Origin of the sequence: Bradyrhizobium zhanjiangense (genome assembly GCF_004114935.1) — a bacterium.
Lineage (GTDB): Bacteria > Pseudomonadota > Alphaproteobacteria > Rhizobiales > Xanthobacteraceae > Bradyrhizobium > Bradyrhizobium zhanjiangense.
Map to the genome: position 1 here is coordinate 9,097,402 of NZ_CP022221.1, position 13,116 is coordinate 9,110,517.

11 protein-coding genes are annotated in these 13,116 nt (G+C 65.4%); 5 read left to right on the top strand and 6 right to left on the bottom strand.

Going from position 1 to position 13,116, the window contains the following annotated elements; all coding sequences use genetic code 11:
• Positions 1-108: 108 nt before the first annotated feature.
• The 4 genes from pdeM to XH85_RS43495 form a co-directional block, all read right to left on the bottom strand.
• Complete coding sequence (gene pdeM / locus XH85_RS43480) at positions 109-807, bottom strand: ligase-associated DNA damage response endonuclease PdeM (RefSeq protein WP_128936842.1); 699 nt, start codon at positions 805-807, stop codon at positions 109-111.
• Between the two features lie 119 nt (positions 808-926).
• Positions 927-3,512: a ligase-associated DNA damage response DEXH box helicase gene (locus XH85_RS43485; protein ID WP_128937628.1), complete on the bottom strand. Its 2,586-nt coding sequence runs from the start codon at positions 3,510-3,512 to the stop codon at positions 927-929.
• Positions 3,513-3,682: 170 nt separating this feature from the next.
• Complete coding sequence (locus XH85_RS43490; RefSeq protein WP_164939716.1) at positions 3,683-4,912, bottom strand: ABC transporter substrate-binding protein; 1,230 nt, start codon at positions 4,910-4,912, stop codon at positions 3,683-3,685.
• Positions 4,913-5,028: 116 nt separating this feature from the next.
• Positions 5,029-5,955: a class I SAM-dependent DNA methyltransferase gene (locus XH85_RS43495; protein WP_128936843.1), complete on the bottom strand. Its 927-nt coding sequence runs from the start codon at positions 5,953-5,955 to the stop codon at positions 5,029-5,031.
• Between the two features lie 132 nt (positions 5,956-6,087).
• On the opposite strand from XH85_RS43495, the gene XH85_RS43500 reads away from it, so the two are divergent.
• From XH85_RS43500 to XH85_RS43520, 5 genes are all read left to right on the top strand, one after another.
• Positions 6,088-7,125 carry a ligase-associated DNA damage response exonuclease gene (locus tag XH85_RS43500; protein ID WP_128937630.1) on the top strand — a complete coding sequence of 346 codons (1,038 nt, stop codon included), beginning with the start codon at positions 6,088-6,090 and terminating at the stop codon, positions 7,123-7,125.
• The gene (locus XH85_RS43505; protein WP_128936844.1) at positions 7,122-8,783 is read left to right on the top strand and encodes a cisplatin damage response ATP-dependent DNA ligase; all 1,662 of its coding nucleotides are present in this window, start codon (positions 7,122-7,124) and stop codon (positions 8,781-8,783) included. The genes XH85_RS43500 and XH85_RS43505 overlap by 4 nt, the downstream gene beginning before the upstream one ends.
• A gap of 340 nt (positions 8,784-9,123) precedes the next feature.
• On the top strand, positions 9,124-9,429 hold the full coding sequence (locus XH85_RS43510; protein ID WP_128936845.1) for a DUF6460 domain-containing protein: 306 nt from the start codon (positions 9,124-9,126) through the stop codon (positions 9,427-9,429).
• Between the two features lie 21 nt (positions 9,430-9,450).
• Complete coding sequence (locus XH85_RS43515; protein WP_128936846.1) at positions 9,451-10,185, top strand: MBL fold metallo-hydrolase; 735 nt, start codon at positions 9,451-9,453, stop codon at positions 10,183-10,185.
• Position 10,186: 1 nt separating this feature from the next.
• A complete protein-coding gene (locus XH85_RS43520) occupies positions 10,187-11,512 on the top strand; it encodes an MATE family efflux transporter (RefSeq protein ID WP_128936847.1) in 1,326 nt (441 codons plus the stop codon).
• 100 nt (positions 11,513-11,612) lie between these two features.
• Here the strand turns inward: XH85_RS43520 and XH85_RS43525 are convergent, their stop codons facing one another.
• Both XH85_RS43525 and XH85_RS43530 read right to left on the bottom strand, forming a co-directional pair.
• On the bottom strand, positions 11,613-12,710 hold the full coding sequence (locus XH85_RS43525; RefSeq protein ID WP_128936848.1) for a quinone-dependent dihydroorotate dehydrogenase: 1,098 nt from the start codon (positions 12,708-12,710) through the stop codon (positions 11,613-11,615).
• On the bottom strand, positions 12,707-13,051 hold the full coding sequence (locus XH85_RS43530) for a DUF952 domain-containing protein (protein WP_128936849.1): 345 nt from the start codon (positions 13,049-13,051) through the stop codon (positions 12,707-12,709). Before XH85_RS43530 ends, XH85_RS43525 begins: the two co-directional genes overlap by 4 nt.
• Between the last annotated feature and the right edge of the window lie 65 nt (positions 13,052-13,116).

Sequence of the window (13,116 nt, forward strand, 5' to 3'; positions counted from 1 at the left end):
GGGATGCGTAGGGTGGGTTAGCCGAAGGCGTAACCCACCACTGTCTGTCTCAACGGATGCAAAAGAGGTGGGTTACGCTTCGCTAACCCACCCAACGAAGCGCGCCCTTCAATAACACCGCGACGCGGCAATCGCGTGGACGCGGCGGTGGCCGAGCAGATGGGCGACAAAGCCGTTGGTCGGAAAGATTTTCGCGAACGCTTCATCGCGGATGCTGAGGCCGCCGGCATAGGCGCCGAAGGCCGGCATCACGGCGCGCATCCCGTCACTGGCGAAGCAGCGGCGCTCCATCGAGCGGCCGCGCGCGGAGACGCGGGCCTTGGGATGCAGATGGCCGGCGATCTCGCCGCTTGCGCCGGTCGGCTCGTGGCGGAAGGTGATCGGGCCGATCGCGACCTCGTCGGCGACGGTGCCGCCGAGATCGCGCGGCAGCATCGGATCGTGATTGCCTGAGATCCAGATCCAGTCGCGGCCGGCCTGGAGTGCGGCGACGGCGTCGCGATCCTCTGCGGAGAGGCGCTCATGCGCCGTGCGATCGTGAAAACTGTCGCCGAGCGCGATGACGATACTTGGATTGTGGCGGGAGATGACTGCAGCGAGACGGCTGAGCGTCGCCAGCGTATCGTAAGGCGGCAGCAACACGCCGCGCGTGGCGAAGCTGGAGCCTTTTTCCAGATGCAGATCGGAAACGACCAGCAGGCGCTGCTCTTCCCAGAACAAGGCGCCGGAGAGATCGGCGTGGAGCGAGATGCCGGCGACGTCCAAAGTGCGAGTTGAAGAAATCGAGAGTGCCACTTGCTCCGTCATGGCCGGGCCTGTCCCGGCCATCCACGTTCTTGCTGCGGCAAAAAAGCCGTGGATGCCCGGGTCAAGCCCGGGCATGACGTTGTGGATGGAGTTGCGCCCCGGAAATACATTCTTGCCGTCTACGACATCGCCTCTTTGACCAGCTCATTGGCGGCCTCCGCCAACAGCTCGTCTGCAGCTTCGCCATAAACTGACTCGCGGCCGATTTCCAGCATCACGGGGACGGCGAGCGGGGAGACGTGATCGAGTTCCCGATGGGTGATGTGGCCCTGGATGCGTATCAGCATATCGCTGAGGCGGCGCAGGTCGAGCAGGCCGGTGGCGGCATCGGCGCGCGCGGCGCGCAAGAGCACGTGGTCGGCCTGGTGCTTGCGCAGGACGTCGTAGACGAGATCGGTCGAGAACAGCACCTGGCGGCGGCTTTTCTCTTCGCCGATATGCCGCCGCGCGATCAGGCCGGAGATGATCGCGCAATTGCGGAAGGTGCGCTTCATGAGCGCGGACTCGGCGAGCCAGGCTTCGAGATCGTCGCCGAGCATATCAGGGTCAAACAGCGCGTCGAGATCGATCCGGCCGTCGCGGATCATGAAGGAGAGATCGCCAAGCCCCCAGATCGCCACGGCATATTCGTTGGCGACGAAGCCGAGCGGCCGGGCGCGGGCGCGCTCCAGCCGCCGCGTGAGCAGCATGCCGAGGGTCTGGTGCGCGAGACGGCCTTCGAAGGGATAGCAGACGAGATAATGCTTGTTGGCGCGCGGAAAGCTCTCGACCAGGAGCTCGCGCACCGCAGGCACGCGCGAGACGTCCTTTTGCAGCGACAGCCAGTCGCGCACCTGCTCCGGCAAGCCGCCCCATGCGCTGAAATCATCGAGCAGCCGGCGCACGCGCTCGGCGAGATAGGTCGAGAGCGGGAATTTGCCGCCCATATAGGATGGCACCTTCGGGTCTTTGTCATGCGCGCGCGAGACATAGACCTGGTCCTCGACCAGGGTCTCATAACGCACCACCTCGCCGCTGAACACGAAGGTGTCGCCGGGGCTCAAGCCCTCGATGAAGGCCTCCTCGATCTCGCCAAGCAGCCTGCCGCCGCGCGCGATCACCCCTGTCGAACCGCCTGCTTTTCCTTGGCCGCCGCGCGAGCGCACCAGGCGCACCTTCAGCATGTCGTCCTCGACGATGGTGCCGACATTCATGCGGTAGCTCTGCCGCACTTTTGGGTTGGCGACGCGCCAGCGCCCTTCCTTGTCCTGCTTGATGCGGGCGAAGCGCTCATAGGTCTTCAGCGCGTAGCCGCCGGAGGCGACGAAATCGACGACGTCGTCGAAGTCCTGGCGCGACAGGTTTGCGTAGGGCGCGGCGGTGCGCACCTCCTCGTAGATCTCGTCCGAGAGGAAGGGCTGGCCGCAGGCGCAGCCGAGCACGTGCTGAGCCAGCACATCGAGCGCGCCCGTGCGCAAGGGCGGTGTGTCCTGCGCATTCTCGGCGATGGCATCGATGGCGACGCGGCACTCCAGCACCTCGAAGCGATTGGCCGGCACCAGCACCGCGCGCGAGGCCTCGTCGAGACGGTGGTTGGCGCGGCCGATGCGCTGCATCAGGCGCGAGGATCCCTTGGGCGCGCCGATATTGACGACGAGATCGACATCGCCCCAGTCGACGCCGAGGTCGAGCGAGGAGGTGCAGACCACGCCGCGCAGTCTGCCCGCCGACATGGCGTCCTCGACTTTGCGGCGCTGGGCGACGTCGAGCGATCCGTGATGCAGCGCGATGGCGAGGCCGTCGTCGTTCATGCTCCAGAGATTCTGGAACAGCATCTCGGCCTGGCTGCGGGTGTTGACGAAGACCAGCGTGGTCTTGTTCGCCTTGATCAGCTCGTAGATTTCAGGGAGCGCGTGGCGCGCGCTGTGGCCGGCCCAGGGCAGGCTTTCGCGGGTGTCGAGCATCTCGACCTCAGGCGGCGCGGCGCCGCCTGCGATGACGATGTCCGCAGCGGTTTGCTTGCCTTCGGGCTGCGGCACCAGAAAGCGCGCGAGCTGCTCCGGCTCGGCCACCGTCGCCGACAGGCCGATCGCGCGCAGCTGCGGCGCCAGCCGCCACAGCCGCGCCAAGCCGAGCGAAAGCAGATCGCCGCGCTTGGAGGTCACCAGCGCATGCAGCTCGTCGAGCACGATGCGCTTGAGCGAGGAGAACAGGAACGGCGCGTCGTCGGAAGAGAGCAGCAGCGCGAGCTGCTCCGGCGTGGTCAGCAGGACGTCCGGCGGATAGCGCCGCTGGCGCTGCCGGCGCGACACCGGCGTATCGCCGGTGCGGGTCTCGACCTTGACCGGCAGCGCCATTTCGGCGATCGGCCGCTCCAGGTTGCGCGCGATGTCGACGGCGAGCGCTTTCAGCGGCGAGATGTAGAGCGTGTGCAGGCCGCCGGTGCGCTGCAGGCTGCGGCCGGTGGAGATGAGGCTTTTCTTCGGGCCAGTCTCCCGCTGAGCTGCATCAGAGGACAGCTCCACCAGCGTCGGCAGAAATCCCGCCAGCGTCTTGCCGGCGCCGGTCGGCGCGATCAAGAGCGCCGAGCGGTCCTCGCGCGCCTTCTCCAACAGCGCCAATTGATGCGCGCGCGGCGACCAGCCGCGGGCCGCGAACCACGCATTGAAGCGGTCGGGCAGCAGCGCAGGCGTCTCGGCCGGGGATTTGAGGATGCGGGGCGGCACGGCATAAGAGGTAAGCCGTGGCGGTGGGTTCGTCGAGGGGTTGAAGCGGCCGTAGGGTGGGCAAAGCGAAGCGTGCCCACCATCCAAGCCCAGCTGCCTGAGCAGGTGGTGGGCACGGCGCAACAGCGCCTTTGCCCACCCTACGGTCTTCGTGGTCGCGGAGAGAGCCCCTACTCCGACATCGGCTTGTCGGAGATGTCCCAGTCCTTGCCGGTGAAGGTGGAGATGAACAGCGTCTTCATCGGTGTGTAGTCCGCGGGCGTGTAGCTGTAGGTGACGCCGTCGAGGAAGTAGGGCGAGTGGAAACCGTTGAGGTTTGATGCCTGCTTCAGCACGTTGGCGCGGGTGAGATCGTCGCCGCAGCGGCGCAGGATCTCGCCCATGGTCACGGCCTGGCCGTAGCCGGCGAAGGCAATGGTGTTGTCGGGATCGATCGCCGGCGTGTACTTCTTGCGCAGCTCCTCGAACGCCATCACGTCCGGATCCTTCTCCCATTTGGGCAGGCCGACTTCCTTGTTGTAGCGGATGGCGACGATGCCGGTGGCGTTCTCCAGGCCCGCGGCGCTGAGGATGGAGCGGCCGGTCGAGCCCGCCGACAGCAGCTGCAGCGGCTTCCAGCCGAGCTCGGCCACTTTCCGGATCGACTGCGACGACGCCTTGCCGGTGGAGATGTTGTAGAAGACGTCGGCGCCCGATTTCGAGAGGTTGATGAGCTGGGAATCGACGGTCGGCTCGGTGAGATCGTAGGTCTGCTCCATGATCACCTGCGCGGTGCCGCCGGCGTCAGTCAGCACCTTCTTGAACGGACCTAGGAAGTCGCGGCCGAAATCGTCGTTCTGGTAGAGGATGCCGATCTTGGCGTTCGGCTTCACGCTGACGACGTGCCGCGCGAGAATGCGCGCCTCGGTCGGATAGAGCGGCAGGCCCGCCATCGTCCATTTGAACTCTTTCGGGTTATTCCACTTCGACGCGCCGGTGTTGAGCAGGAGCTGCGGCACGCCCTTGGAGTTCAGGTATTTGTGCACGGCGGTCTGCGGCGCGGTGCCGAGCGAGCCATAGAGCGCCAGCACCTCCTCCTGCTCGACCAGGCGCCGCGTCGCCTCGACGCATTTTGGCGCGCTATAGGCGTCGTCCATGGTGAGGAACTTGATCTTGCGCCCGTTGATGCCGCCCTTCTCGTTCAGCATCTGGAAATAGGCTTCGCCGATGCGACCGAGCACGCCATAGAGCGAGCCGGGGCCGGAATGCGGCACGGTCTGGCCGATCTTGATCTCGGTGTCGCTGGCGCCCGCATCGTATTTCTTCTCCGCGGCCCAGACATATGGCGCGGGCAAGGTGGATGCGGCGATGGTAGCGAGCGCGGCGGCGCTGAAATCGCGCCGCGATGGATTCTTGGTCATTATTATTTTCTCCCTGGTGCGCGCATTGTGCTGGCATCGCAGCACGGCTCGCAAGTGGGAAGTCGCAGCTTTGCGACGCAATGACGCTCAAATTACTGGTTGGCTAGCGCCTAGACTCAAGTTTTCTCGGCGACGACGACGAGGCCGCGTACCGGCTCGTTGTTCTCGTTGCGCGGCGAGGCCGACTCCAGCGTGAGAAGTTTGAGCCCGGCCTTCGCGATGGCGCCGCGCGCATATTCCGCGGAATGGGCATAGCGCAGGCCTTCGCCGAGCACGATGCCGCTACCGTCATGCGTCTCCAGCGTGAAGACGAGCACGCCGCCGGCTGCAAGCACGCGCTTTATCTCGGTGAGCACCGGCGCAAGATCGGAGAGATAGACGAAGGCATCCGCGGCGACGACGAGGTTCGCGCTCGCATCACTCTTGCCGCGCAGGCCATCGATCATGTCGGCGACTTCGAGCTCGGCATAGAGGTTCGTCGCACGCGCCTGCTTGATCATGCCGGGCGACAGATCGATGCCGATGAAATGATCGACCTGCTTGGCGAAGGCGGCGGCCGCGAGCCCGGTGCCGCAGCCGAGATCGATGGTGCGCTTGAAGAAGGCGGGCTTCTTGGCGGCAACGCGTGAGGCCAACACCGCCTTGAAGATCAGGCTCGGAGCGCGATAGCCGAGATCGTTGATCAGCGTGTGCTCGAAGCGCGGAGCATATTGGTCAAACAGGGCCTGCACATAGGCCTTCGGCATCTCCGCGATCTCTGCCTCGCCGAGCCGCATCAAATGCAGGCCGGCTCCGTGCTGATCCCCAGGATCGGATCGGCACGCTTCTCGAAACGCCGCGATCGCCTTGTCGCGTTCGCCGAGCTGCTGCCGGATTTCGCCGAGCGTGAACCAGGCCGAGGTGAAATCAGGCGCGAGCTCGATCGCCTGCTCCAGCAGGTCCGCGGCCTCCGGCAGATCACCCTTGAGCTGGAGGTCGCGCGCGAACTCGAAGCGACGGTCGGCCATGAGATCGCCGGAGGTCAGGAATAGGCGCAAGGGCATCTTGGAACCAACACTTATCGTGCCGGGTCACCGGCAATCGATCAAAAAAAGCACTGTTTAAGTGGATGGATGCGTGGGTCAAGCCCGCGCATGACGGATGAATATCGGAGCACCGGTCCCTATATGACCACCATGCGCCCGCAAGACATCCTGCTGCCAGTTGCTGCCGGCCTGTGCTGCAAGCCCGGCGGCTTCCATATCGACCCTGTGCGCCCGGTCGAGCGGGCCGTGATCACCCACGGCCATTCGGATCATGCCCGCGCCGGCCACGGCGCGGTGCTGGCGACGCAGGAAACCCTGGACATGATGCGGCTGCGCTACGGCGAGAATTTTGCCGGCTCGACCCAGACGATCCGCTATGGCGAGGAGATCCGGCTCGGCGACGTCACCGTCAAGTTTCACCCGGCTGGCCACGTCTTGGGCTCGGCGCAGATCGCGGTGACCTGCAACGACACCTGCATCGTTGCTTCCGGTGACTACAAGGACGCGCCCGACCCGACCTGCACCCCGTTTGAGCTCGTGCCCTGCGACGTCTTCATCACCGAGGCCACCTTTGGGCTGCCGGTGTTTCGTCACGGCGATGCGGCCGACGAGGTCAAGAAGCTGCTGGCCTCGGTCGCGCTGTTTCCGGAGCGTGCGCATCTCGTCGGCGCCTATTCGCTCGGCAAGGCGCAGCGCGTGATCGCGCTGCTGCGCCAGGCCGGCTACGACGCGCCGATCTACCTCCATGGCGCGATGGAGACGATCACGCATTACTATCAGAGCCGCGGCATCGAACTTGGCGAATTGCGGCCCGTGAAAGGCGTGAAGAAAGCGGCGCTCGCCGGCACCATCACGCTGGCACCGCCGTCGGCGACATCCGATCTCTGGACACGGCGCTTTCCCGATCCCGTCACCGCCTTTGCCTCGGGGTGGATGCGCGTGCGCGCTCGCGCGCGGCAGCGCGGCATCGAACTGCCGCTTGTGATCTCCGACCACGCCGATTGGGATGGCCTCACCGCCACCATCGCCGCGACCGGCGCCGGCGAGATCTGGGTCACCCACGGCCAGGAAGACGCGCTGGTACATTGGTGCCAGAGCAAAGGCCTGAAAGCGCGGCCGCTCGATCTCGTCGGCTATGGCGACGAGGAGGAGAGCGAGACGCCGATTCAAGACGAGGCCGAAGCATGAACCGCTTCGCCGAGCTTCTGGACCGTCTCGCCTACGAGCCCGGCCGCAACAACAAACTGCGGCTGATCACCGGCTATTTCCGCGAAGTCGGCGATCCCAATCGCGGCTATGCACTGGCCGCACTCACCGGCGCTCTGAGCTTCAAGCACGCCAAGCCCGCGTTGATCCGCGATTTGATCGCGGCGCGCACGGATGAGGTTCTGTTTGGATTGTCGTACGATTATGTCGGCGATCTCTCGGAGACGGTGGCACTGATGTGGCCGAAGGCGGCGATGACCGCTCACAACAACCCGCCGCCTCCGACCCTGACCGAAGTCGTCACCACACTGCGCACGCTCGGCAAGATCGAGCTGCCGAAGCAGCTCGAGCGCTGGCTGGACGAGCTCGATGAGACCGGCCGCTGGGCGCTGCTGAAGCTCGTCACCGGCGCGCTTCGCATCGGCATCTCCGCGCGTCTCGCCAAGACCGCGGCCGCCGCGCTCGGCGACAAGGACCCGCATGAGATCGAGCTGATCTGGCCCGGCCTTTCGCCGCCGTATCTCGACCTGTTCGCGTGGCTGGAAGGCCGCGGCGAAAAACCGGTCAATCGCGATCCCGCGCCGTTCCGGCCGGTGATGTTGGCGCATGCGATCGAGGACATGGATTTCGCTGCACTCGATCCCGCCGACTACATCGCCGAATGGAAATGGGACGGCATCCGGGTGCAAGCCGTCGCAGGGCGTGATGATCGCGGCCACATCACGGCGCGGCTCTATTCGCGCACCGGTGAAGACATCACGGGAAGTTTTCCGGACCTCGTCCCCTCGCTGCACCTGCCTGGCGCGATCGACGGCGAGCTGCTGATCCTGCGCGAGGGCCGCGTGCAGAGCTTCAACGTGCTGCAGCAGCGACTGAACCGCAAGGTCGTCTCGCCAAAGCTGATCAAGGAATTTCCGATCCACTTGCGCGCCTGCGACTTGCTCGGCGACGACGAGAACGATTTGCGCGAGCTGCCGTTCGCGGAGCGGCGCGAGCGGCTGGAGACCTTCATCAGGAAGCTCGACGATCCCCGCATCGATCTGTCGCCCACCGTCCCGTTCGCAAGCTGGGAGGCGCTGACCGCCGCGCGCGCCGATCCTGCCAGTGCCGGCGCCGGCGGGGATGCGGACGCGGTCGAGGGCGTGATGCTGAAGCGACGCGATGCGCCTTATCTTCCGGGGCGGCCGAAGGGCCAATGGTGGAAGTGGAAGCGCGATCCGCACATCATCGATGCCGTGCTGATGTATGCGCAGCGCGGTCACGGCAAGCGCTCGTCCTATTATTCCGACTACACGTTTGGCGTCTGGACCGAGGGCGATAGCGGCGACGAGCTGGTGCCAGTCGGAAAGGCCTATTTCGGCTTCACCGACGAGGAGCTGTTGCAGATCGACCGCTTCGTCCGCCGCAACACCACGGAAAAATTCGGCCCCGTCCGCCATGTCGTGCACGAGCCGGACAAGGGGCTGGTGCTGGAGGTCGCCTTTGAGGGCCTCCAGCGCTCACCGCGGCACAAATCCGGCGTCGCCATGCGCTTTCCCCGCATTAGCCGCCTGCGCTGGGACAAGCCGCCGCGCGAGGCCGACCGGCTGGAAACGTTGGAGAGGATGTTGAAGGCGGAACCAGCGGAGATTGAGGCGTGAAGTGTGCTGGACTGAGGCTCGCTTAGCGCCCAGGCGGAGGTGCGCCCCCTCTCCCGCCTGCGGGAGAGGGTTGGGGTGAGGGTTTCTTCGCATTGGGATTCCCCAAGAGGATAGAACCCTCACCCGCGCGCGGGACGATGCTTCGCATCGCCCGGGGGCGCGACCTCTCCCGCGAGCGGGAGAGGTTGCACCGAGCCCGAGGCCAGCCGCGCGCCACTATCGAAGCTCTGGCGTGCTCACCCGAATTAAAATGCGGTAAGCTGATTGACGCATGGTTGCGGGTTCCCCATGTGCCCCGCCGTGACCTATAATGGGGTCGAATCCGCCCAAGGAGTTTGCGATGGCCCACGACGTCAGAGATTTGCCGGCCGGCCGCGGCGATGGCCTGAACCGCTTTCTCGGCGGCACGCCGCTGGCGGTCGCGTTTCGCCTGGTCCTGCTCTCGATCCTGGTCGGTGTCGTGCTGGCCGCGATCGGCTTCGACCCCTGGAATATCATCCACAGCATTCGCCTGTTGTTCCAGCGTCTCTGGGATCTCGGCTTCGATGCCGTGAACTGGCTGTGGCGCTACTTCCTGCTCGGCGCTGTCATCGTGATTCCGATCTGGCTGCTCTCGCGCGTGTTCGGCGCGCCGCGCGGCAGGTAAGGATTTGGGAGTCCGCAGCCGATGCAATTACGCTTTGTCGGCTGCGGCGACGCCTTCGGCTCAGGCGGCAGGCTCAATACCTGCTTCCACGTCTCGGGGCGTGAAGCCCACTTCCTGATCGATTGCGGTGCGTCGGCGCTGCCGGCGCTGAAACGGCTCGAGATCGATCGCAACGACATCGACCTCATCCTCATCACGCATTTCCACGGCGACCATTTCGCCGGGCTGCCATTCTTCCTGCTCGACGCGCAATTCTCGCGGCGGACGCGGCCGCTGACGATTGCGGGCCCGCAAGGCATCGAGATGCGGCTTCGTGTCGTGATGGAGGCTCTGTTCGAGCACTCCTCAAAAACCAAGCAGCGCTTCGACCTCAATGTCGTGGAGCTCGCGCCTCAGCAAAGCCAAAGTTTTGGCGCGGTGGCGGTGACACCCTACCCGGTCGTGCACGGCGAATCCGGCGGGCCCTTCCTGGCCTATCGCGTCGAGGCCGAGGGCCGTACGCTCGCCTACAGCGCCGATACCGAATGGACGGACACGCTCATTCCGCTGGCGCATGGCGCGGACCTTTTCATTGCGGAAGCCTACATGTACGAGAAGGTGGTCAAGAACCATCTCAGCCTGAAGACCTTGGAACAGCATCTGCCCGCGATCGGCGCCAAGCGGCTCGTGCTCACCCATATGAGCGACGACATGCTGTCGCGCCTGGATGACATCGAGCATCTCGCCGCCGAAGACGGCATGGTGCTCGTGTTCTGACATGCACGCGCCCGTTCATCCCAGGATAGGCTCCCGCCAGGTGTTCGCCATCGCAGGTCCCGCGATGGTCGCGAACCTCACCACACCGCTGATCGGCGTGGTCTCGACCACGGCGATCGGGCGGCTTGACGATGCCGCCCTGCTCGGCGGCGTCGCGATCGCGTCAGTGATCTTCGACTGCCTGTTCTGGCTGTTCGGCTTCCTGCGCATGAGCACGCTCGCCTTCACCGCGCAGGCGCTGGGCGCGGGTGACACGCGCGAGCCGACCGCGATCCTAGCGCGCGGCTTCATCGTTGCTGGCCTGATCGGCGCTGCGCTGATCGCACTGCAGCTGCCGCTGGCCGCAGTGCTGTTCGACCTCATGGGCGGCAGCGAGGGTGTGACACGGGCCGCGAAGACCTACTTCAAGATCCGGATCTGGTCGTCGCCGTTCGCGCTCGCCAACTACGTCATCCTCGGCTGGCTGATCGGCCAGGCCCGCGCCAATTCAGCTCTGTTGCTTCAGGTCGTCATCAACCTCGTCAACATGGCGGCGACGATCCTGCTGGTGCTGATCTACGACACAGGCATCGCCGGCGCGGCGATCGCCGCGCTGTTGTCGGAAGCGGTCGGATTCGCGCTCGGCGTGATCGTCTGCCGCCATTATGCCGACAGCGGCTTCGCAGTGCCGTACGGTACTCTGCTCGACCGCGAGAAGCTGTTGCGGATGCTGGCGGTGAATTCCGACATCCTGATCCGCACCGCGGCACTGATCGCCGCGTTCCTGTTCTTCACCGCCAAGGGCGCACAGGCCGGCGACGTGACGTTGGCCGCCAACTCCGTGCTCAACAACTTCCTGCTGGTCAGCGCCTTCTTCCTCGACGGTCTCGCCAACGCAGCCCAGCAACTCTGCGGCCGCACCCTTGGCGCACGCGATCCAAAAGGATTTGCCGATTCGACCCGGCTGGTGCTGCTGTGGGGGCTCGGCTTTGCAGTCGTCGTCGCGGTGCTGTTCGCGCTGTTCGGGCCGGCCCTGATCGACTTCATGACGGCGAGTGACGACGTCCGCCGTACCGCGCGCGAATTCCTGCCATTCGTCGTGCTCGCACCCATACCCGGCGTCTTCGCCTTCGGTTTCGATGGCATCTATATCGGCGCGACCTGGGCGCGCGAGATGCGAAATTTGATGCTGGCCTCGCTCGCAATCTTCCTCGGCACCTGGTGGGCGCTGCAATCATTCGGCAATGCCGCACTGTGGAGCGCGCTGATGGCGTCCTACGTCTCGCGCGGCGGCTTGCAGGCCGCGCGCTATCCGGCGCAATTCAGGGCGACGTTCGCCAAGCGCTAGAAGAATCGTAGCCCGGATGGAGCGAAGCGTAATCCGGGGTCTTCGTGCAGGTGGGCCGATCCCGGATTGCGCTTCGCTCCATCCGGGCTACGCAGCTCGCTCACATCCCCGGCCAGTCTTCCGCGGTGAGCGTCGCAGCATCCGCGCCGACGATCTCGGAGAGTGAATCCCGCCCTGTGCGGAGCAGCGTCGAGGTCAGGTCGCGCTTGATCTCGTCGACGAGACCGAGGCCCTTGTAGACCAGCGACGAATAGAGCTGGATCAGGCTGGCACCGGCGCGAATCTTGGTCAGCGCGGCCCCGCCCGAATCGACGCCGCCGACACCGATCAGCGGGAAGGCGCCCTCGACGCGCACATAGGTCTCCGCGACCATGCGCGTCGACAGGCGGAATAGCGGCCGTCCGGACAGACCGCCCTGCTCCCTGGCGCGCATTTCCTCGCGCAGCGTGCTCGGCCGCGCGATGGTCGTGTTCGACACGATCATGCCGTCGACCCGGCGCGAGCGCGCGACCTGCACGACGTCGTCGAGCTGAGCGAGGCTGAGGTCAGGCGCGATCTTGAGCAGCACGGGCGTGTCGCCGGCCTTCTGCCGCACCCGCTCGCGCGCGTCGATCACCCTGGCGAGGAGATCGTCGAGCAATGCGCCTTCCTGCAAATTGCGCAGGCCCGGCGTGTTCGGCGAGGAGACGTTGATGGTGAAATAGCTCGCGACCGGCGCAAAGGTCTCGATCAGCTTGACATAGTCGCCGACGCGATCGGGAGAATCCTTGTTGGCGCCGATATTGACGCCGACGATGCCGCCATGCTGCGCGCGCGCAGCTAACCGGCGCAGGGCGAGATCCGCGCCGTCATTGTTGAAGCCCATGCGGTTGATGACGGCCTCGTCGCGCTCCAGACGGAACAGCCGCGGCCGCGGATTGCCGGCCTGGGGTTTCGGCGTCACCGAGCCGATCTCGACGAAGCCAAAGCCGAGCCGCAGCAGCGCATCCGGCACCTCGGCGCTCTTGTCGAAGCCCGCGGCCATGCCGATCGGATTGGGGAAGTTGAGCCCGAAGGCGCGCACCGCGAGCTTGGGATCGTCAGCGCGCGGCTTGACCGGCGGCAAAAAGCGCAGGCCCTGGATCGCGAGGCGATGCGCGTCTTCCGGATCGAGCCAGCGCAGCACCGGTAGCGAAAAGGCGTCGAAAGCGCGGATCACGGCAGCAGCTCCGGAACATCGTGGCTACCGTCGGAGCGGATGTTGAGGTTCATCACCGCGATCACCGCGCCGAGATCGAGCTCGCCATAGAGATGCGGAAACAGCTCGTCATTGCGCGAGCGCTCCCAGCGCAATTCGCTGCCGAGCGCATCGCCGTCGACCTCGACCAGGAACAGCGCGCGCTGCCCGGCATAGTGCTTGCGCAAGGTCTCGGGAACCTGGGCCGCGGTCGAGAAATGGATGAAACCGTCGCGCGCATCGTCCGCGCTGCCGCGGTAGACACCCTGCCGTTCCGCCTCGCGCCAGGCCGAGGCCGGACAGATTTTGTAGATCTTGACCACCGCTTACGCAGCCCTGTTTGCTCTTTGAGTCTTTTGGGTTTTTTCGTCTCTCGCGGGTCCTTAAA